This window comes from Klebsiella sp. A52 (assembly GCF_018388785.1).
In the GTDB taxonomy this organism is placed as follows: domain Bacteria; phylum Pseudomonadota; class Gammaproteobacteria; order Enterobacterales; family Enterobacteriaceae; genus Klebsiella; species Klebsiella aerogenes.
The window spans coordinates 3,586,620-3,605,924 of sequence record NZ_CP074437.1; the positions used below are offsets into that span (position 1 = coordinate 3,586,620).

Sequence of the window (19,305 nt, forward strand, 5' to 3'; positions counted from 1 at the left end):
CGCAAGCGCAGCGCCGCCGGGCGATTTTCAGCGCATCACGTCGGGAAATCTCCCTGCTGGCGCGCCACCAGGGTAAGAATGGAATACAGCGCCACCGCCTGCTGGTGCTGGTTGAAAATCTCAACAGCCCATTCAACGACGCCGGTGGCTTTCTCATCGGCGCTGCGCTGACGTTTAACCGTTTTCCGCTTACAGGTCAGGCGAACCTGAATGGTGTCTCCCGGTTTGACGGGTTCAATAAAGCGCAGGTTTTCCATGCCGTAGTTAGCGATAACCGGCCCGACGCCGGCATCGACGAACAGCCCGGCCGCTGCGGAGATCAGGAAATAGCCGTGAACCACCCGCTCGCCGAAAATCGACTCGGCGGCGGCGATTTTGTCCATATGCGCATAGAAATGGTCGCCGCTCAGGCAGGCGAAGTTAACGATATCCGCTTCGGTCAGGGTTCTCCGCGGGGTTAATAAGCTATCGCCGGGCTGGATTTCTTCGAAGTATTTACGGAAGGGATGAATGCGGTCTTCGCTAACCTGCGCGCCACGCACCCACTGCTGGCCGATGGTCGCCAGCATCGTTGGGCTGCCCTGGACCGCGGTACGCTGCATATAGTGTTTCACCGAGCGCAGCCCGCCAAGCTCTTCTCCGCCGCCAGCGCGGCCGGGGCCGCCGTGTACCAGCTGCGGCAGCGGCGAGCCGTGGCCGGTCGACTCTGCCGAGGACTCCTCGTTAAGGATCTGAATACGACCATGCGCGCGCGCGGCGCCAAGGATAAACTCGCGCGCCAGTTCGCCGCTGGCGGTGACCAACGTCCCGGCCAGACTACCGCCGCCGGCGCGCGCCAGCGTCAGCGCATGCTGGCGGTCACGATATGGCATCAGCGTCGCTACCGGGCCAAAAGCTTCTATGGCGTGGACTGCCGGCGTTTCATCTGGCTGTGAGCAGTACAACAGGGTCGGCGGGAAGAATGCGCCGTCAGCATTAAGATCTGCCTGTCCGCCAAGCAGGGCTTCGCAGCCGGCGGCAATCAGTTTATTGACGTTATCCTGCACATCCTGACGCTGTTCGCTATTAACCAGGGCCCCCATTTTAACGCCCTCCTGCGCAGGGTCACCGACGGTTACTTTATGCAGGCGGGAGATCAGTGCATCGCTAACCGCATTAATCTGAGCTAGTGGCACAATGATTCTGCGGATAGCGGTACATTTTTGCCCGGCTTTCGCGGTCATCTCGCGGACCACTTCCCGAATAAACAGCGCGAATTCCGGTTGCTCCGGGGTGACATCTTCGCCTAATACGCAGCAGTTGAGCGAATCTGCTTCCATGGTAAAGGGAATGGATTTGGCCAGCAGGTTAGGATGCGACCGTAGCTGCTGGCCGGTGGCGGCAGAGCCGGTAAAGGTCACCACGTCCTGGCTATCGAGATGGTCGAGAAGATCGCCCGCGCCGCCGCAAATCAGGCTGATGGCGCCTTCAGGCACCAGGCCGCTGTCGACAATCGCTTTTACCATCGCCTGGGTGAGCTGGGCGGTAGCGGTTGCCGGTTTAATGATAGCCGGCATACCGGCAAGCCACGTGGGCGCCAGTTTTTCCAGCATTCCCCAGCAGGGGAAGTTGAAGGCGTTGATATGTACGGCGACGCCCGACTTCGAGGTCAGCACGTGACGTGCGGCAAAACTGCCCTGTTTGGAGAGCGGAATTAGCTCGTCCTCCGGCCACAGGATATCGTCCGGCAGTTCGCGACTACCCAGCCCGGCATAAGTGAACAAAGTACCGATACCGCCTTCAATATCCACCCAACTGTCGGCGCGGGTTGCGCCGGTTTGCGCCGAGATGGCGTAGAACTCGGCTTTCTGCTCCAGCAGGTGTTTCGCCACTGCTTTCAGCATCGCGCTACGTTCAATAAAGGTCATCGCCTGCAGGGCTTTGCCACCGCGTTCAATCGCGAAGCGGCGCGCCTGCGCCATATCCAGTCCTTCACTGGTCACCTCCCAAAGCGCCGCGCCGGTAATGGCGTGATGGATAGTACGGGCGCTGCCCCGGCCGGTCTGCCAGGCGCCGGATAAGTAACTGGCTAACTGCTGCATCGCAAATCTCCAAATATGTTACGTGTGATATCTATAAATAGTTCTTTTATGAATCATAAAAATCAAGCCCGTATTTAATATTTTATTAACATTGTGATCGGTGGTTAATTGGTTGTTGTACTTATATCGCTGTTTTATCGGCTATTTACAAAAGGTTTTGCGGTTATCATCACAAAAAGAACAAACAAAATTTGTGGTTTTATTTAACCAATATGTAACCTTCAATAAACAAAGTGATTCACATAAATGTTTTTGTTGTGAATATCGGAATCATAAAGGTGATGACGTGACAGAAGAACAACGCTTTGACCAGCGCATCGCGCAGGAAACGGCCATCGAACCGCAGGACTGGATGCCGGATGCCTATCGTAAGACCTTGATTCGGCAGATAGGCCAGCACGCGCACTCGGAAATTGTCGGCATGCTGCCGGAAGGCAACTGGATCACCCGCGCGCCGACGCTGCGCCGCAAAGCGATCCTGCTGGCTAAGGTACAGGATGAGGCCGGGCATGGGCTTTATCTCTATAGCGCCGCGGAAACGCTGGGCTGCGCGCGGGAAGACCTGTATCAGAAAATGCTCGACGGGCAGATGAAATACTCCTCCATTTTTAACTACCCGACCCTCAGCTGGGCGGATATCGGCGTGATCGGCTGGCTGGTCGATGGCGCGGCCATCGTCAACCAGGTGGCGCTGTGCCGAACCTCCTACGGCCCCTATGCCCGGGCGATGGTCAAAATCTGCAAAGAAGAGAGCTTTCACCAGCGTCAGGGATTTGAAGCCTGCATGGCGCTGGCGCAGGGCAATGACGCGCAGCGGCAGATGCTGCAGGACGCCATTAACCGCTTCTGGTGGCCGGCGCTGATGATGTTTGGCCCCAACGATGACAACTCGCCGAACAGCGCCCGCAGCATGGCGTGGAAAATCAAACTGCACTCCAACGACGAGCTGCGTCAGCGCTTCGTCGATAACACCGTGCCGCAGGTAGAGATCCTCGGCATGACCGTACCGGACCCGGATTTGCGCTTTGATGAAGCCAGCGGCCACTACCGCTTTGGCGAAATCGACTGGCAGGAATTTAACGAGGTAATTAGCGGCCGTGGGATTTGCAATCACGAACGGCTGGCCGCCAAGCGTAAGGCCTGGGAAGAGGGCGAGTGGGTGCGCGAGGCCGCGCTGGCTCATGCGCAAAAACAGCAGGCCCGCAGCGCGGCATGAGGAGAGAGAACATGAGCAAAGTTTACTGGCCGTTATATGAAGTGTTCGTTCGTAGCAAACAGGGATTATCCCATCGCCACGTTGGCAGTCTGCACGCCGCCGACGATCAAATGGCGCTGGAGAACGCCCGCGATGCCTATACCCGCCGCAGCGAAGGCTGCTCGATTTGGGTGGTGAAGGCCAGCGAAATCGTTGCTTCGCAGCCGGAAGAGCGCGGCGAATTCTTCGACCCGGCGGAAAGCAAAGTCTACCGTCATCCGACTTTCTATACCGTGCCGGACGGCATGGAACATATGTGAGGCGGCGATGAATACCCCTAACCCCGTAGCCACCTACGCCCTGCGTCTTGGCGACAATGGTCTTATTCTGTCCCAGCGTTTAGGCGCCTGGTGCGGCCATGCGCCCGAGCTCGAGATCGATCTTGCGCTGGCCAACATCGGCCTCGACCTGCTCGGCCAGGCGCGCAATTTTTTAAGCTATGCCGCCGAGCTTAACGGCTGCGGCGACGAAGATACGCTGGCCTTTGGCCGCGATGAGCGCCAGTTCAGCAACCTGCTGCTGGTGGAACAGCCAAACGGCAATTTTGCCGACACTATCGCCCGTCAGTTCTTTATCGACGTCTGGCACGTCGCCCTGTTCAGCCGTCTGGTGAACAGCCGCGATACGCAGCTGGCGGCCATTGCCGCTAAAGGGCTGAAAGAGGTGCGTTACCACCAGCGCTTTAGCCACGGCTGGCTGGAGCGTCTCGGTAACGGCACCGAGGTATCAAATCGCAAAATGCAGCAGGCGGTCGACAATCTGTGGCGCTTCACCGGCGAACTGTTCCTTGCCGATGAAGTGGATCTCCTCCTGGTTGAGCAGGGCATTGCGGTTGATCCGCGCGAGCTTCAGGCCGAATGGCAAAGCGCGGTACACACGGCGCTGCTCGACTCCGGCTTACAGATCCCGCAGGAAGCGGCTTTCCGCAGCGGCGGCAAACAGGGGCTGCACAGTGAACATCTCGGCCCACTGTTGGCGGAGATGCAGTATCTGCAGCGTTCGCATCCCGGACTGCAGTGGTAAGTGAGGTGACTATGCAACGTCTTGCCGACATCGCTCCAGCAGAGGTTCGTACCATCTGGGGATTATTAAGCGCGATCCCGGATCCGGAAGTGCCGGTACTCACCATCACCGACCTCGGAATGGTGCGTAGCGTCGCGCGCCACGGCGACGGCTGGGTGATTGGCTTTACCCCGACCTATTCGGGCTGTCCGGCGACGGAGCATCTGCTGGGCGAGATCCGCACGGTCATGAGCGAGCATGGCTTTGTGCCGGTACATATCGTCCTGCAGCTGGATCCGCCGTGGACCACCGACTGGATGAGCCAGGATGCTCGCGAGCGACTGCGCCAGTACGGCATCAGCCCACCGCAGGGGCACGCCTGCCATGCGGACATGCCCGCCGAGGTGAGCTGCCCGCGCTGCGGCAGCATCCATACCTCGCTGATTAGCGAATTCGGTTCCACGGCCTGTAAAGCGCTCTATCGCTGCGACAGCTGCCGCGAACCTTTTGATTACTTTAAATGTATTTGAGGTTGCCATGACGACGTTCCATTCGCTTAAGGTGGCGAGAGTCGAGCCGGAAACCCGCGATGCGGTGACCATCACTTTTGCGATTCCGCAAGCCCTGCAGGCGGAGTACTGCTTTCGTCCGGGCCAGCATCTGACGCTAAAAGCCCGTCTGGGCGGCGAAGAACTGCGCCGCTGTTATTCCATTTGTCGCAGCCGCACGCCCGGCGAAATTAGCGTCGCGGTCAAAGCTATCGACGGCGGGCGCTTTTCGCGCTACGCCCAGCACGATATCCAGCAGGGTATGGAGCTGGAAGTGATGGTGCCGCAGGGGCATTTCGGTTATCAACCGCAGGCTGAACGGCAGGGTGAATATCTGGCGATTGCCGCCGGTTCCGGGATCACGCCGATGATGGCAATCATTAGCGCGACGCTGGCGACCGAGCCGCAAAGCCGCTTCACGCTGATCTACGGCAACCGCAGCAGCCATAGCATGATGTTCCGCCAGGCGCTGGCCGATTTAAAAGACCGCTATCCGCAGCGCCTGCAGGTGATACACCTGTTTAGCCAGGAGTCGATGGACAGCGATCTTTTACAGGGGCGCATTGACGGCGACAAACTGCGCCAGCTCTCCGCGCGTTTATTGGATTTCAGCCGTTTCGATGACGCCTTTATCTGTGGACCGGCGGCGATGATGGACGACGCGGAAGCAACGTTACGTGAACTTGGCGTAGCGGAGAAATCGATTCATCTCGAACGCTTTAATACACCTGGCGGCAATGTGAAGCGCGCCGCCGGCGTACAGGCGGAAGGGCGCACGGTAACCATCCGCCAGGACGGGCGCGATCGGCTGATCGCCCTCAGCGCCGAAGACGACAGCATCCTGGATGCCGCATTGCGTCAGGGCGCGGATCTACCATTTGCCTGTAAGGGCGGGGTATGCGCCACCTGTAAATGCAAAGTGCTGCGTGGCGAAGTGGCGATGGCCGCCAATTACAGTCTGGAAGCGGATGAGCTGGCGGCGGGTTACGTACTGAGCTGCCAGTCGTTACCGACCAGCGGCGATGTGGTAGTCGACTTTGACGCGCGGGGGATGGCATGAGTGACCTGCTGATCCACCGTCATGGCCGGGTGTTACAGCTGACGCTGAACCGCCCGCAGGCCCGCAACGCGCTGAACAATGCCCTCTTAACCCAGATTGCCGAGGTGCTGGAGGCAGCGTCAATTGATGACAGCGTCGGCGTCTGCGTTATCAGCGGTAACGCGCGTTTTTTCGCCGCCGGGGCTGACCTCAACGAAATGGCTGAAAAAGATCTGCCTGCCACCCTTGATGATATTCGCCCACGGTTGTGGGGGCGAATCGATGCCTTTACTAAACCGCTCATCGCTTCGGTCAACGGCTACGCGCTCGGCGCCGGCTGCGAGCTGGCCCTGCTGTGCGACCTGATTGTCGCCGGTGACAACGCCCGTTTTGGCCTGCCGGAAATTACCCTCGGCATTATGCCGGGCGCTGGCGGCACCCAGCGGCTGATCCGCAGCGTAGGTAAGGCGCTGGCCAGCCGGATGGTGCTGAGCGGCGAAAGTATTGACGCCCGCCAGGCCCAGCAGGCCGGGTTGGTCAGCGATATCCATCCGGCGGCGTTAACCGATGAGTACGCCCTGAAACTGGCTGCCACCATCGCCCGCCATTCGCCGCTGGCGCTACGGGCGGCAAAACAGTCGCTGCGCCTGTCGCAGGAAGTCAGCCTGCAGGCCGGTCTGCAACAGGAGCGCCAGCTGTTTAGCCTGCTGAGCGCCACCGAGGACCGCCGCGAAGGCATCGACGCCTTCTTACAAAAACGTACACCGGAATTTAAAGGACGCTAATCGTGGAAGCTTTCATTCTCAGCGCAGTGGAACAGGGCGTCATGACCATTACCCTCAATCGCCCGGACCGCCTCAACAGTTTTAACGATCTGATGCATCAACAGCTGGCGGAATGTCTGAAGCAGGCCGAGCGCGATGACGGCATACGTTGCTTGCTGATCACCGGCGCTGGTCGCGGCTTTTGCGCCGGCCAGGATTTGAACGACCGCAATGTCGACCCCAGCGGCCCGCGGCCGGATCTCGGCATGTCGGTAGAACGCTTTTACAACCCGTTAGTGCGCCGTCTGGCGGCGCTGCCGAAGCCGGTCATCTGCGCGGTCAACGGCGTGGCCGCTGGCGCAGGCGCTACCCTGGCGCTGGGCTGCGATATCGTGCTGGCCGCGCGTTCGGCCAAATTTGTGATGGCGTTCAGTAAGCTCGGCCTGGTGCCGGACTGCGGCGGCAGCTGGTTCCTGCCGCGGGTGGCCGGTCGCGCGCGCGCAATGGGGCTGGCGCTGCTGGGCGATAGCCTAAGCGCGGAACAAGCCGCGCAGTGGGGAATGATCTGGCAGCTAGTGGACGATTCAGAACTGGCGGATACCAGTCTGCAGCTGGCGCGCCATCTGGCGGCGCAACCGACGTTTGGTCTTGGGCTGATTAAAAAGGCGCTGCTGGCTTCTGAAACCAACAGTCTCGACGCGCAGCTGGACCTGGAGCGCGATTATCAGCGTCTGGCCGGGCGCAGCGATGATTACCGCGAAGGGGTCAGCGCGTTTCTGGCCAAACGACCACCACAGTTCAGCGGGAAATAGGCCATGACAACATCCTTATCCACGGTGGCAGTGATCGGCAGCGGCACCATGGGAGCTGGTATTGCTGAAGTGGCCGCCGCAGCCGGACATCCGGTGCGTATTTTTGATATTAACCCTAAGGCCGTAGGCCAGGCGATAGAGGGTATCGCCGGGCGTCTGGCGTCGCGCGTTGCGCGGGGCAAACTGGCCCCTGAGCAGGCCGACGCGCTGCTGGCGCGCCTGCATCCGGCCCACGATTTAGCCGCGCTTGCCGATGCAGATTTAGTGATCGAAGCGGCCTCTGAACGTCTGGAAGTAAAAAAGGCGCTGTTCGCGCAGCTGGCGGAGATCTGCGCGCCGTCAACGTTGTTGACCAGTAATACCTCGTCTATTTCGATTACCGCCATCGCCGCCGGGGTCAAAAACCCGGAGCGGGTGGCCGGGCTGCACTTTTTTAATCCGGCGCCGGTGATGAAGCTGGTCGAGGTGGTGAGTGGCCTGGAGACTTCTGCGGAGGTGGTAGAGCAGCTGTGCCAGTGCGTAAGCGGCTGGGGGAAACAGCCGGTGCACTGCCGCTCAACGCCCGGTTTTATCGTTAACCGCGTAGCGCGTCCGTTCTACGCCGAGGCCTGGCGCGCGCTGGAAGAGCAGGTTGCCGCCCCTGAGGTTATCGATGCCGCTTTGCGTGACGGCGGCGGTTTTCCGATGGGACCGCTGGCGTTGACTGACCTGATTGGCCAGGACGTCAACTTCGCCGTGACCTGTTCGGTGTTTAACGCCTTCTGGCAGGACCGCCGTTACTTGCCGTCGCTCCTCCAGCAAGAGCTGGCGCTGGCCGGGCGATTGGGTAAAAAGAGCGGTCACGGCGTCTATCGCTGGCCCGCGGAGACGCAGCCGGACGCGGCGCTGCCGTCGGTATCTACTGGCGCTCAATCCATTACGGATGTAAGTGACAACGTCACTGAATTAGATGATCTCTTGTTGCTGGAGACCGAAGGCGAGACGGCGCTGGCGCTGAGTGTGAAGCACCACCGCCCGGTGGTGGTGTATGACCTGTGCGCCAGCGATACGGTGGTGTTGGCCGCAGCGGCGACCAACGCGCCAGCGGCCACTGATAAGGCCGTGCATTACTTCCAACAGCAGGGCAAGAAAGTGCTACGTATCGCCGATTATCCCGGACTGCTGGTGTGGCGCACGGTGGCGATGCTAATCAACGAAGCGTTGGATGCGGTGCAAAAAGGGGTCGCCAGCGCGCAAGACATCGATACCGCCATGCGCCTTGGCGTCAACTATCCGCAAGGCCCGCTGGCGTGGGGAGAAAGCCTTGGCTGGCGACGGGTGCTGCAACTGCTGGAGAACCTGCAACGTCATTATGGCGAGGAGCGCTATCGCCCCTGTTCCCTGTTGCGCCAGAAGGCGCTGATGGAGAAGCACCATGAGCAATGATCCGTGGCGCAACGCGCGCGTGATGTACGAAAAAGATACCTGCGCCAGAAAGATGGGGATCGAACTTATCGAAATGGACGACGGCTTTGCGCAGATGAGCATGACCGTCTCGGCGGACATGCTTAACGGCCATCAAACCTGCCACGGCGGTCAGCTATTTACGCTTGCCGATACCGCTTTCGCTTACGCCTGTAACAGCCAGGGGCTGGCGGCGGTGGCCTCGGCGGCGAGCATTGATTTTCTTCGTCCGGCGTTTGCCGGCGACAGGCTGGTCGCTACCGCCAGGGTCAAACAGCAGGGCAAGCTGACCGGCGTCTACGACATCGAAATTGTTAATCAACAGCAAAAGATTGTGGCCCTGTTTCGCGGCAAATCGCACCGCATCGGCGGCACAATCACGGGAGAAGTGTAATGCGCGACGCCTTTATTTGTGACGGGATCCGCACGCCGATTGGCCGCTACGGCGGAGCGCTGGCCGGCGTCCGCGCCGACGATCTGGCGGTGATCCCGCTGCGTGAGCTGCTGAGCCGCAATCCCGGGCTCGACCCGGCAGCGATTGATGATGTGATTTTCGGCTGTGCTAACCAGGCCGGTGAAGATAACCGCAACGTAGCGCATATGGCGACGTTGTTGGCCGGTTATCCGCATACCGTGCCGGGCACCACGATTAACCGCTTGTGCGGATCGGGTCTGGATGCAATCGGTTTTGCCGCCAGGGCGATCAAAGCCGGCGATGCCGATCTGTTGATTGCCGGCGGCGTGGAATCGATGTCGCGCGCGCCGTTCGTGATGGGAAAAGCCAGCGCGCCTTATCAGCGTCAGGCGGAACTCTTCGATACCACGATTGGCTGGCGTTTTGTGAACCCGCTCATGGCGCAACAATTCGGAACTGACAGCATGCCGGAAACGGCAGAGAATGTAGCTGAATTGTTAAATATCAGCCGGGCCGACCAGGACGCTTTCGCCTGGCGCAGCCAGCAGCGCACGGCGCAGGCCCAGCGCGATGGCATTCTGGCGCAGGAAATCGTGCCGGTGCAGATCATCGGCAAGAAAGGCGCGGTCAGCGCGGTACGCGATGATGAGCATCCCCGCCCGGAAACTACGCTTGAGCAACTCGCGCTATTAAAAGCGCCGTTCCGTAAAGGCGGAGTCATTACGGCCGGGAATGCATCCGGCGTTAACGATGGCGCAGCGGCGCTGATTATCGCCAGTGAACAGCAGGCCAGCGTACAGGGACTCACGCCGCGCGCGCGTATCGTGGCGATGGCGACGGCGGGTGTTGAGCCGCGCCTGATGGGTTTGGGGCCGGTACCGGCGGTGCGTAAAGTGCTGGAGCGCGCCGGACTCAATATTAACGATATGGATCTGATAGAGCTGAATGAGGCCTTCGCCGCGCAGGCGCTGGGGGTGCTCAGACAACTCGGCGTGCCGGATGATGCGGCGCACGTGAATCCCAACGGCGGCGCCATCGCGTTAGGTCATCCGCTGGGCATGAGCGGCGCGCGGCTGGCGCTGAGCGCCAGCCTTGAGCTGCAACGCCGGGGCGGGCGCTATGCGCTGTGTACGATGTGTATTGGCGTGGGTCAGGGCATTGCCATGATCCTTGAGCGAGTGTGAGCTAATTTACCTGCGAGTACCCTACAATGATAACTACTACAAAATTAGATCCGATTGAAACCGCATCGCGTGACGAACTGCAGGCCCTGCAAACCCAGCGCCTGAAATGGACGCTGAAGCATGCGTATGAAAATGTGCCGATGTATCGCCGCAAATTCGACGCAGCAGGCGTGCACCCTGACGACTTCCGGGAATTAAACGATCTGAAAAAATTCCCCTGTACTACCAAACAAGATCTGCGCGACAACTATCCGTTCGATACCTTCGCGGTGCCGATGGAGCAGGTGGTGCGCATTCACGCCTCATCCGGCACCACCGGCAAACCGACGGTGGTGGGTTATACGCAAAACGATATTGATAACTGGGCCAATATTGTCGCCCGTTCGCTGCGTGCGGCCGGTGGTTCAGCGAAAGACAAAATTCACGTCGCCTACGGCTACGGCCTGTTTACCGGCGGCCTTGGCGCGCACTACGGCGCGGAACGTTTAGGCGCGACGGTGATCCCGATGTCCGGCGGTCAGACCGAGAAACAGGCGCAGTTAATCCGCGATTTTCAGCCGGATATGATCATGGTGACGCCGTCCTACTGCCTGAATCTGATTGAAGAGCTGGAACGCCAGATGGGCGGCGATGCCCGCGGTTGTTCATTGCGGGTCGGCGTGTTTGGCGCCGAGCCGTGGACGCTGGCGATGCGCGCGGAAATCGAGCGCCGCCTGGGGATCACCGCGCTGGATATTTACGGTTTGTCGGAAGTCATGGGTCCGGGCGTAGCGATGGAGTGTCTGGAAACCGTTGACGGCCCGACCATCTGGGAAGACCACTTCTTCCCGGAAATCGTCAACCCGGACGACGGTACGCCGCTGGAAGATGGCGAGCATGGCGAACTGCTGTTTACCACCTTGACCAAAGAAGCGCTGCCGGTGATCCGCTATCGTACCCGCGACCTGACGCGTCTGCTGCCGGGAACCGCGCGGACCATGCGCCGCATGGATCGCATCAGTGGACGCAGCGACGATATGTTGATTATCCGCGGAGTTAACGTCTTCCCCTCGCAGCTGGAAGAGGAGATCCTCAAGTTTGAACACCTGGCGCCGCACTATCAGTTAGAGGTGAATCGCCGCGGTCATCTTGATTCGCTGGCGGTACGCGTTGAGCTGAAAGAGAGTGGGCTGGCGCTGAGTCATGAACAACGCTGCCAGATTTGCCATCAGTTGCGTCACCGTATTAAGTCAATGGTCGGGATTTCTACCGATATTACTATCGTCAACTGTGGCAGCATTCCTCGCTCTGAAGGAAAAGCTTGCCGGGTATTCGATCTGCGTAAAGCGGTGGTTAGCGGTTAAATCTCTCCCGGTAACCCGGCTGAGGCCTTTACGCCGTAAGCCGGGAATTTCCTGTGCTATGATTCATAAAGGAAAAATATAACAACAGAATGAATCAGATGAGTAAACTCGACGCCTTTATTCAACAAGCTGTAACGGCGATGCCGATTAGCGGCACGTCATTAATTGCCTCTCTGTATGGCGACGCCTTATTACAACGCGGTGGGGAAGTGTGGTTGGGTAGCGTCGCGGCGCTGCTGGAAGGATTAGGTTTCGGCGAGCGCTTTGTACGCACCGCGCTATTTCGTCTCAATAAAGAAGAGTGGCTCGACGTCGTCCGTATCGGCCGGCGCAGCTTTTATCGCCTGAGCGATAAAGGACTACGTCTGACCCGGCGCGCGGAACATAAAATTTATCGGGCGAACGCTCCCGAATGGGACGGAACCTGGCTGCTGCTACTGTCGGAAGGATTAGAAAAAACGGTTCTGGCGGAAGTCAAAAAGCAACTGCTATGGCAGGGATTTGGCGCGCTGGCGCCGAGCCTGCTGGCCTCGCCGTCGCAAAAGCTGGCCGATGTCCAATCGCTGCTACATGAAGCGGGCGTCGCTGAAAACGTCATCTGTTTTGAAGCCCATTCGCCGCTGGCGCTCTCAAGGGCGGCGCTGCGCGACCGCGTAGAAGAGTGCTGGCATCTCACCGAACAAAATGAGATGTACGAGGCGTTTATCGCATTGTTCCGACCGTTACTGCCGCTGCTGCGCGACAGCGAACCGTCAGAGCTGACGCCGGAGCGCTGTTTCCAGATCCAACTGCTGCTTATCCATTTCTATCGCCGGGTGGTATTAAAAGACCCGCTGCTGCCGGAAGAGCTCCTGCCTGCGCACTGGGCCGGGCAAACCGCGCGGCAGCTGTGTATCAATATTTATCAACGCGTGACGCCCGGCGCGCTGGCCTTTGTCGGCGAAAAAGGCGAAAGCTCGGTTGGCGAGCTTCCCGCGCCGGGGCCGCTTTATTTTCAACGCTTTGGCGGTTTGCCGGGCGTCTAAGGAGGTTGCATGCCGATTTATCAGATTGATGGGCTGACGCCAGTGGTGCCGGACGAGAGCTATGTTCATCCGACGGCGGTGCTGATTGGCGATGTGATCCTGGGAAAAGGGGTCTATGTTGGGCCAAATGCCAGCCTGCGCGGCGATTTTGGCCGTATTGTAGTAAAAGACGGAGCCAATATTCAGGATAATTGCGTCATGCACGGCTTCCCCGGCCAGGATACCGTGGTGGAAGAGGACGGTCACATCGGCCACGGCGCAATTCTGCACGGCTGCGTGATTGGTCGCAACGCGCTGGTGGGGATGAGCGCGGTAATTATCGACGGGGCGGTAATTGGCGAAAACAGTATTGTCGGCGCATCGGCCTTCGTAAAAGCGAAAGCGGAAATGCCCGCCAATCATTTAATTATCGGCAGTCCGGCGAAAGCGATTCGTACGCTGAGCGAGCAGGAACTGGAGTGGAAAAAACACGGTACCCGTGAATACCAGGTGCTGGTGGAACGCTGTAAGCAGTCGCTGCATCAGGTGGAGCCATTAAAAGAGATGGAGGCCGGGCGTAAGCGTCTGGAATTTGATGAAAACCTGCGGCCAAAATCGGCGAGCTGAATGTGACTATTGTTTTTATTATAGCGTGACCGCTCCGGTACAGGTTTGTTGCCGCCCGGACACGGGGCGGCGAACGTCATAATCAGCGCTTCTGCTTGTAAAAGGAATCAATTAATTCATCAATAAACTTCTGCGCCAGCATCTCTACAGCGCCGCTACGGGTAAGCATCGCCAGGCAGGCCAGGCGGTCCAGTTTACGTAGCACTGAGCGTTTAACCGACAGCGAAATAGCCTTTTTTTGATCCTTATTCAATACCACTTTACCTGATGGCATCGGCATTTTCAGGCCGCTATTGACACGGAGCGCTTCTGCCATTCGCTCCATCATATCCTTAGTCAAGGAGCCACTGGCGACAAGTTGATAGGTATGGGCGGCTTTACTATATTTTATTTCCGCCTCATAGGTGTCCCGCAACGTTTTCAACGTTCTTGATAACGTTGGATCCGAACAATCCAGCTTTTCCAGCAGTTCCGCTGAGGATACCGGTTGCCCGTTGCCGAGAATAAGCGCCAGTTTAAAAATGCGCTCTTGTTTACTATTTAATCTCATCCTGAGACCATCGCATTATCCATAGTGGGTATGTTGATTAATTTATCTAACCTTGGGCTAAAGCATCAGGGGCGAAATCATTAACAATGCCGTAATAGGCTGCTCTGGCCAGAATTGCCGCTGCCCAGTTGCGATGGGTGGCCGGTTCGCACATTGTTCCCTGAGATTTAAACACTGCCTGGCTGGAGTTAAGGATCCGTAGCGCATCAGCGTGTTCGCCGGGCGTGACCATTAGCGCACGCTCAATAGTCAGTAACTGATTGGGATGGATGGCTGTTTTTCCGACCAGGCCGTGGGCCATATCCAGTTGCAATTCCCGCTCCATGATCTCCTGGCTGTCGATATGTTCGCAGACCGGTGCTGTCAGGGCAAAATGATAGGGAGAGAAAACGGATACCAGCATTTTGATAACGTATCCCATTGGCCCGTCATACAGCGTCAGATTACGCGAACGACGAAGCGAGATAACATTCATGAGATCGTTACCACCGATACGCAAGGCAATTATCCTGGCCCGACATGGATGGGCGCTGAGCTCTCCGGCAAGCTGGCGCATTTTCTCGCAATCAAACACCTCTTCGGTTTCCAGCGTTGGCATTATGCTCAAAGGCGTGCTGCCGATCGCGCGCCACCAGCCAGCCAATGAATGATGCGTAAATTTGGGAATGACCAGACCGTCAATGGCCGTTAAATCAAAGTTCTTAATTAGCAGTTTCGCCATGGTTAGATGTCGTGGGCGAATAAATACCAGCGGCCAGTAATGATGCTCTTGCGTTGTTTTGGCACGGGCTAGCTGTATACAGAGGTTTTTGAGGTTTACCAGAGCATGTTTGATATCGCTTTCGTTAACCGAATCTTCAAGACAGATCACTAATGAGCGTAGCCCTTTAATTTTGCCGTCAATAATAGTGGAGGCAATATCGTGGCGAGTGGCGGGCATGTATAGGGTCGCTCCCAGATTCCATGCCGAGAGACGTGTTTTCATTAAAATACCTTCTTAATAATAGTGACGGCGCGGTATTGGCCAATTTCATCGCCAACTTCGCTTATATGAATACCTTTATCGCGGGCTAACGCCATCAGTAGCGCAACATCCGGATCGTTAATGGCGCGCACCAGAACATGATCGGGTACCCTGCGAAGCACCGCGCGCGTTGCTTCTGCGATGCCTGGTTTGATGCGGTTAAGATTGTCGACGGCATATCGTTCAGCGAGATGAAGCACTACCGCTTCGCTTTTGCGTCGAAGTTTGGCTTTCTGCGCTAAATCGGGTTTAATCTGCGCGGCAGAAACTAGCGTCTGTCGATAATTATCAACGGTATCAACTAGTAGTTGGCCGCATTCAAAATCAGCTAAATGATCGCATTGCACACAACCGTGAAAGCCGACCGGTGACCATAGTGAGCGAGAAATCAGACCCGATACCGGCGCCCCCATGATACCGAAGGGGATTAACCAGTCATCGTCAGACGCGGACAACCATGCGCAGCCGCAGGGGTCGGCTAACACCACCAGCTTTGGTTCGGGAGGGTAGCCTTTTCGGCCGTGAAGCGAACGCTGCAGCTGTGAGCGAATGGCGCCTTTACCGGTCCATCCGTCGACAAATACGATACCTTGCGTACCGTGACGATTTTCAATCCATTCAAGTGCGGCGCTATCAATACCGCGATCGCGAATAATGCTGATACCGTAGTGGAAGGACGTTTTACCCGCGTCGCGCAGCGCCCGCTGTAGCATCACCCCCAGCGGGACACCCGCACGCACCAAACTCACCAGGATGATAGGCGTATTGTTGAACTGCGCGATGAGCGTGTGACTGAGCTGCTGCACTTCGTTAGCCATACGTGGCGTTTCGCGCTGTAGGGCTTTGGCAAAAAGATTAAGATGCCACTGACTTGGCGCGGGCTCCTGGCTTAGCAAGTCGGAATAATGCGCTTTACCCGATTGAATCAAAGCCTCTTTTTCATCAACCGACGTCATGGCGATATTCACAGGATTGAGCAAAAAGCGGACGTCATTTTGCGCAAAAGCGCCGGAAAAGTGATGGAGCTTGTGCATATTAAGAACCTGCGAAAATGTGGTGATTGATAGCTGTGGCAAACTGGCTCTGCTGGGGGACGGCAAACCAATGGCAAAGTTGCAAAAAGCGATGGTCGCTAAGACTGTCGCCAAACCCGAGCACCGGGAACGTACCGCGCTGGGCCTGCAATTTATTTATTAGCCAACCGACGGCCAGCCCTTTATCGACAGGCTCCGGTATCCAGGCAACGTTATTGCCGTTGCGGTGAAGATAAAACCCCTGCAGCGTGAAACGCTGCGTCAGCCAGTCGGCAAAGGCGTAGAGCTCGGCGATTCTGGTGCTGTCGCGATGTTTCATCACCAGGTAAACGGGCACGTCGTCATACTCTTCGTTGATGCGCGCCCAGCCGTCGATACCTTGAATAGCCATCTGGGTAGTTATGTCGTGTTGCATGGCTTTAAGTCTGTCAGCATAGGGCGCCAGGATAGCCACCATATGATGTTGCCACTCGGTATCCGGTAGCCCTTCAGGCGTCATGATGACTGCGCCGTGGGTGGTTATAGCCCATGAGCGAAATGGGATTTGCACCCGCGTCAACTCTTCGCTCCCTCTGGCGGTGACGGGGATCAGTTCGGCGTGTTCAAGCAACCAATCGACGAACATGGCCTGAGCTTCGTTCATATAGCTGCGCGGACGCATTTCACTGTCCAGCGCGGCGCAACGAAAGGGGGCCGCAGAAAGTTCATTGACCATTTTTCGTCTGGTCTGAAATAGCGTATCGTCGAGATCGGAAAATACTACTGGCTTATTCATAAGATAAAATCTCCAGTCGCGAACAAAGCGACTCCAGCGCGTGGGCCAGGTGGGGATCAACGCTTTTCGTAGGGGTCTCTATACATAAAATAATGCGATCGAAACGCTGGTGGGCGACGTTGTAGACAAAGTTTGGGATGCCCAGCCCGTAATTATCGTTAAATGACAACAGCGATTGGATCGCCATGCCAGGCGCAATCGGCGAGCGACTGGTCGCGCTGAACTTAACAGTGGCGCCTTGTTGCTCAAGGCGTTCGGCCAGCAAAAATGGTTCCCAGACAAACTCACCGCTGCCCAATACCAGGATAGTCTCTCCTGTGGTTGCGTTGATCTCGATGCCAAGGTCTGCCGCGGGACGTATCATTCCCAGACGCCCCCACGTCTGGCGCCGGGAAAGAGCATACTCCCCACGCGAGGTGATATTGACGGCAGGCATGTCGGGAGGCGTAGCGTTGGACAGCGGATGCCATTCCCAACGTCCTTTAACTAACGCGATCTGGCTCACCGGCAGGTTACAACGCCTGGCGAAGGCATCGCCGCTCCAGTCGGTAAGCGTCACGGAGACAGCACTTTGCAAATGTGTCAGGTGCGGGTGTAACGCGGACACGAGATTGATGAAGGTATTGCCGGTCGTGGCTTCATCGTCGATGAGCACCAGAGTTTTAGCTTCCAGCACCCGTCGGCGCATCTCTCGATCGTGGGGGAGATAAATCAAATGGTCCGTGGCATGGCTGTGCGCTTCTTTAAATTCGCACAGTAGTTCCGCCTCTTGCGGATGACGCGTAGAGGTGAGATAGATTGCCCGGTCAACGCGTTTGCGGAGTTCGTCAAACACGCCAGCGCCGAGACCAACGGCAGTCTCAGCCATCCCGACGAACAACACCGGACCGGCGAGGTCGGCGGGGAAACTTACGGCAAGCCGCTGGTAAACTGCGCGCATGGTTGCGGGCGAAACAGGAATATGCCGACCTAAAACATGGCTGACAAAGAGAAACGCCCTTTTAGGGTTGCGCCGTTCAGCGATGTCGAACAGCGCATGAAGTTCGTTTTCCTCGCCGTGGTGAAACACGCGTAATTCGCCACTTGAGAGCTGACGGAGGTAGCAGTTTTCGTTTTTCATCATTTCACCTCCGCATTATGCGAAGGCGCAAGCGCATTATTGAGTTGCTGAGGATATTGACAGCTCTCTGTCATGACTCTGATGGTTGCAGGGGTGAATTGATGCGCTACGCGCTGCACAATGTCATCCGCCGTCAGTAAACCCAGCCGCTGCGCGGCGAACAACCCGGGCAAATTCACGCCGCTGTGGCGGGTATACCCAATACCACCGGAGGGGCGTAGATTAATCTCCAGTAAAAGCGGTTTGCCCTCTGTATTGTGACGAGTCTGTACGTTTACCATACCATCAGCATGCAGTGATTCGGCGCAGGCGCAGGCAAGTTCGATCGCCGCTCCTTTATTTTCCAGATACTGCAATGCACCTTCTTTTCGCCTGCCAATGGCTGTCAGTACTTTGCCATGACTAAGCAGCATGTCGACAGAGTATTCTGGACCTGGAAGCCAGGGCATGAGTACCAGTGGAGTAAACGTCTCACTGGTCTTAACGGCTTCAATATATTGTTCCGGGCGGATACGTCGCTGTTCCGGATGATTAATAATACCTGTAGAAAGCGCGTGCTCATCAAATAGCCAAAACCCCGCGCCATAAATGCCGGTAACGGGTTTCACACATAGGCGGCTGCCGGGGAAAGGCGAAGCTTTGAGTAGATATTCCAGCGTGTTGGCATCATTGACTCGTATGGATGGCACCACGGGAAGCCCACATGCTTGCATGGCTTTCGCAAAGTTAACTTTGTCATCGGCAATTTCAAATGTGGACACCTGGCAGGCGCCCGTGGTGAGAGTCACGCCCAGCGCTTCAATCTGCCGTCGGTGCTGTTCGTACCAGCGGCACGCTTTGCCAACCTGAATTGCGGCAATGCCATACTCTTTTACTATTGATGAAATAAATGGCATCCGTGAATTGATTTCGGTGGGTTCACTTAATGAAAAATGTGCCGTTGATAATATTTCATGTCGGGGTTGACTGTGTGAGGCGTAGGTGGTTATAGGATGTTCGTTATTATTGATTGTGAAACCATTAATGCCGAAAATGATATCGCGTTGGGAAGATAGTCCCTCCATAATCCATATTTTTCTTTCCATTGATATTATTTCCACGCGTCCAGCGTTAAATTTAACTGGAGTCTAAAAGCGCTATGTTGGCATGTCAATCATAATATGAGGCGCTTTTTTTGTTTTCGGAATGATTATTTATGAAATGAATGTGTTCATATCTCCGTAATGATTTTTAAAATAATTGATCATCGGCGAGTTTTTCTTTTTCTTAATTTTCTAAATTGCCT

General features: G+C 56.9%; 20 protein-coding genes. 13 read left to right on the forward strand and 7 right to left on the reverse strand.

Annotation, left to right across the window (positions count from 1 at the left end; translation table 11 throughout):
- Window positions 1-35: 35 nt before the first annotated feature.
- Entirely contained in the window at window positions 36-2,081 is a 2,046-nt protein-coding gene (paaZ, locus tag KGA69_RS16905) for a phenylacetic acid degradation bifunctional protein PaaZ (protein ID WP_213292494.1), read from the reverse strand.
- Window positions 2,082-2,367: 286 nt separating this feature from the next.
- Between paaZ and paaA the strand changes: the two genes are divergently transcribed.
- From paaA to paaY, 13 genes are all read left to right on the forward strand, one after another.
- Window positions 2,368-3,297, forward strand: coding sequence for a 1,2-phenylacetyl-CoA epoxidase subunit PaaA (gene paaA / locus KGA69_RS16910; RefSeq protein WP_025713674.1), 930 nt, complete (start codon window positions 2,368-2,370; stop codon window positions 3,295-3,297).
- 11 nt (window positions 3,298-3,308) lie between these two features.
- The gene (gene paaB, locus KGA69_RS16915; protein ID WP_004224492.1) at window positions 3,309-3,596 is read left to right on the forward strand and encodes a 1,2-phenylacetyl-CoA epoxidase subunit PaaB; all 288 of its coding nucleotides are present in this window, start codon (window positions 3,309-3,311) and stop codon (window positions 3,594-3,596) included.
- Window positions 3,597-3,603: 7 nt separating this feature from the next.
- On the forward strand, window positions 3,604-4,359 hold the full coding sequence (paaC, locus tag KGA69_RS16920; RefSeq protein ID WP_213292495.1) for a 1,2-phenylacetyl-CoA epoxidase subunit PaaC: 756 nt from the start codon (window positions 3,604-3,606) through the stop codon (window positions 4,357-4,359).
- 11 nt (window positions 4,360-4,370) lie between these two features.
- Window positions 4,371-4,868, forward strand: coding sequence for a 1,2-phenylacetyl-CoA epoxidase subunit PaaD (paaD, locus tag KGA69_RS16925; RefSeq protein WP_213292496.1), 498 nt, complete (start codon window positions 4,371-4,373; stop codon window positions 4,866-4,868).
- A 7-nt stretch (window positions 4,869-4,875) separates the two neighbouring features.
- Complete coding sequence (gene paaE / locus KGA69_RS16930) at window positions 4,876-5,946, forward strand: 1,2-phenylacetyl-CoA epoxidase subunit PaaE (protein WP_213292497.1); 1,071 nt, start codon at window positions 4,876-4,878, stop codon at window positions 5,944-5,946.
- A complete protein-coding gene (gene paaF, locus KGA69_RS16935) occupies window positions 5,943-6,710 on the forward strand; it encodes a 2,3-dehydroadipyl-CoA hydratase PaaF (RefSeq protein ID WP_038422444.1) in 768 nt (255 codons plus the stop codon). The genes paaE and paaF overlap by 4 nt, the downstream gene beginning before the upstream one ends.
- Before the next feature lie 2 nt (window positions 6,711-6,712).
- Window positions 6,713-7,501 (forward strand): 2-(1,2-epoxy-1,2-dihydrophenyl)acetyl-CoA isomerase PaaG, encoded by a 789-nt coding sequence (paaG, locus tag KGA69_RS16940; RefSeq protein WP_045393862.1) that lies wholly within the window; start codon window positions 6,713-6,715, stop codon window positions 7,499-7,501.
- A 3-nt stretch (window positions 7,502-7,504) separates the two neighbouring features.
- Entirely contained in the window at window positions 7,505-8,926 is a 1,422-nt protein-coding gene (paaH, locus tag KGA69_RS16945; protein WP_213292498.1) for a 3-hydroxyacyl-CoA dehydrogenase PaaH, read from the forward strand.
- Complete coding sequence (gene paaI / locus KGA69_RS16950) at window positions 8,916-9,338, forward strand: hydroxyphenylacetyl-CoA thioesterase PaaI (RefSeq protein WP_023279988.1); 423 nt, start codon at window positions 8,916-8,918, stop codon at window positions 9,336-9,338. Before paaH ends, paaI begins: the two co-directional genes overlap by 11 nt.
- On the forward strand, window positions 9,338-10,543 hold the full coding sequence (gene pcaF / locus KGA69_RS16955; protein ID WP_213292499.1) for a 3-oxoadipyl-CoA thiolase: 1,206 nt from the start codon (window positions 9,338-9,340) through the stop codon (window positions 10,541-10,543). Before paaI ends, pcaF begins: the two co-directional genes overlap by 1 nt.
- A 26-nt stretch (window positions 10,544-10,569) precedes the next feature.
- Window positions 10,570-11,886, forward strand: coding sequence for a phenylacetate--CoA ligase PaaK (paaK, locus tag KGA69_RS16960; protein WP_004224503.1), 1,317 nt, complete (start codon window positions 10,570-10,572; stop codon window positions 11,884-11,886).
- A 98-nt stretch (window positions 11,887-11,984) separates the two neighbouring features.
- Entirely contained in the window at window positions 11,985-12,911 is a 927-nt protein-coding gene (gene paaX, locus KGA69_RS16965) for a phenylacetic acid degradation operon negative regulatory protein PaaX (RefSeq protein WP_026612287.1), read from the forward strand.
- Window positions 12,912-12,920: 9 nt separating this feature from the next.
- On the forward strand, window positions 12,921-13,517 hold the full coding sequence (paaY, locus tag KGA69_RS16970) for a phenylacetic acid degradation protein PaaY (RefSeq protein ID WP_045393870.1): 597 nt from the start codon (window positions 12,921-12,923) through the stop codon (window positions 13,515-13,517).
- 82 nt (window positions 13,518-13,599) lie between these two features.
- Here paaY and KGA69_RS16975 read toward each other — a convergent pair whose 3' ends face one another.
- From KGA69_RS16975 to KGA69_RS17000, 6 genes are read right to left on the reverse strand one after another with little or no spacing between them, the layout of a single operon-like run.
- Window positions 13,600-14,067, reverse strand: a complete 468-nt coding sequence (locus KGA69_RS16975; protein ID WP_047050846.1) for an HTH domain-containing protein — start codon at window positions 14,065-14,067, stop codon at window positions 13,600-13,602.
- 46 nt (window positions 14,068-14,113) lie between these two features.
- Window positions 14,114-15,052 (reverse strand): HpcH/HpaI aldolase/citrate lyase family protein, encoded by a 939-nt coding sequence (locus tag KGA69_RS16980; RefSeq protein ID WP_045393873.1) that lies wholly within the window; start codon window positions 15,050-15,052, stop codon window positions 14,114-14,116.
- Window positions 15,052-16,125: a cysteine protease StiP family protein gene (locus KGA69_RS16985; protein WP_049059293.1), complete on the reverse strand. Its 1,074-nt coding sequence runs from the start codon at window positions 16,123-16,125 to the stop codon at window positions 15,052-15,054. The genes KGA69_RS16980 and KGA69_RS16985 overlap by 1 nt, the downstream gene beginning before the upstream one ends.
- A 1-nt stretch (window position 16,126) precedes the next feature.
- On the reverse strand, window positions 16,127-16,900 hold the full coding sequence (locus tag KGA69_RS16990; RefSeq protein ID WP_213292500.1) for an HAD family hydrolase: 774 nt from the start codon (window positions 16,898-16,900) through the stop codon (window positions 16,127-16,129).
- Window positions 16,893-18,023, reverse strand: a complete 1,131-nt coding sequence (locus KGA69_RS16995; RefSeq protein ID WP_223683749.1) for a phosphoribosyltransferase domain-containing protein — start codon at window positions 18,021-18,023, stop codon at window positions 16,893-16,895. The genes KGA69_RS16990 and KGA69_RS16995 overlap by 8 nt, the downstream gene beginning before the upstream one ends.
- Window positions 18,020-19,105, reverse strand: a complete 1,086-nt coding sequence (locus tag KGA69_RS17000; protein WP_213292501.1) for an ATP-grasp domain-containing protein — start codon at window positions 19,103-19,105, stop codon at window positions 18,020-18,022. The genes KGA69_RS16995 and KGA69_RS17000 overlap by 4 nt, the downstream gene beginning before the upstream one ends.
- Window positions 19,106-19,305 lie beyond the last annotated feature (200 nt).

What these genes read in the sequence shown, in the direction of transcription:
- paaZ (WP_213292494.1), bottom strand. Translation starts at nt 2,081, where the DNA reads ATGCAGCAGTTAGCCAGTTACTTATCCGGCGCCTGGCAGACCGGCCGG.
- paaB (WP_004224492.1), top strand. Translation starts at nt 3,309, where the DNA reads ATGAGCAAAGTTTACTGGCCGTTATATGAAGTGTTCGTTCGTAGCAAA.
- paaC (WP_213292495.1), top strand. Translation starts at nt 3,604, where the DNA reads ATGAATACCCCTAACCCCGTAGCCACCTACGCCCTGCGTCTTGGCGAC.
- paaD (WP_213292496.1), top strand. Translation starts at nt 4,371, where the DNA reads ATGCAACGTCTTGCCGACATCGCTCCAGCAGAGGTTCGTACCATCTGG.
- paaE (WP_213292497.1), top strand. Translation starts at nt 4,876, where the DNA reads ATGACGACGTTCCATTCGCTTAAGGTGGCGAGAGTCGAGCCGGAAACC.
- paaF (WP_038422444.1), top strand. Translation starts at nt 5,943, where the DNA reads ATGAGTGACCTGCTGATCCACCGTCATGGCCGGGTGTTACAGCTGACG.
- paaH (WP_213292498.1), top strand. Translation starts at nt 7,505, where the DNA reads ATGACAACATCCTTATCCACGGTGGCAGTGATCGGCAGCGGCACCATG.
- paaI (WP_023279988.1), top strand. Translation starts at nt 8,916, where the DNA reads ATGAGCAATGATCCGTGGCGCAACGCGCGCGTGATGTACGAAAAAGAT.
- pcaF (WP_213292499.1), top strand. Translation starts at nt 9,338, where the DNA reads ATGCGCGACGCCTTTATTTGTGACGGGATCCGCACGCCGATTGGCCGC.
- paaK (WP_004224503.1), top strand. Translation starts at nt 10,570, where the DNA reads ATGATAACTACTACAAAATTAGATCCGATTGAAACCGCATCGCGTGAC.
- paaX (WP_026612287.1), top strand. Translation starts at nt 11,985, where the DNA reads ATGAGTAAACTCGACGCCTTTATTCAACAAGCTGTAACGGCGATGCCG.
- paaY (WP_045393870.1), top strand. Translation starts at nt 12,921, where the DNA reads ATGCCGATTTATCAGATTGATGGGCTGACGCCAGTGGTGCCGGACGAG.
- KGA69_RS16975 (WP_047050846.1), bottom strand. Translation starts at nt 14,067, where the DNA reads ATGAGATTAAATAGTAAACAAGAGCGCATTTTTAAACTGGCGCTTATT.
- KGA69_RS16980 (WP_045393873.1), bottom strand. Translation starts at nt 15,052, where the DNA reads ATGAAAACACGTCTCTCGGCATGGAATCTGGGAGCGACCCTATACATG.
- KGA69_RS16985 (WP_049059293.1), bottom strand. Translation starts at nt 16,125, where the DNA reads ATGCACAAGCTCCATCACTTTTCCGGCGCTTTTGCGCAAAATGACGTC.
- KGA69_RS16990 (WP_213292500.1), bottom strand. Translation starts at nt 16,900, where the DNA reads ATGAATAAGCCAGTAGTATTTTCCGATCTCGACGATACGCTATTTCAG.
- KGA69_RS16995 (WP_223683749.1), bottom strand. Translation starts at nt 18,023, where the DNA reads ATGATGAAAAACGAAAACTGCTACCTCCGTCAGCTCTCAAGTGGCGAA.
- KGA69_RS17000 (WP_213292501.1), bottom strand. Translation starts at nt 19,105, where the DNA reads ATGGAAAGAAAAATATGGATTATGGAGGGACTATCTTCCCAACGCGAT.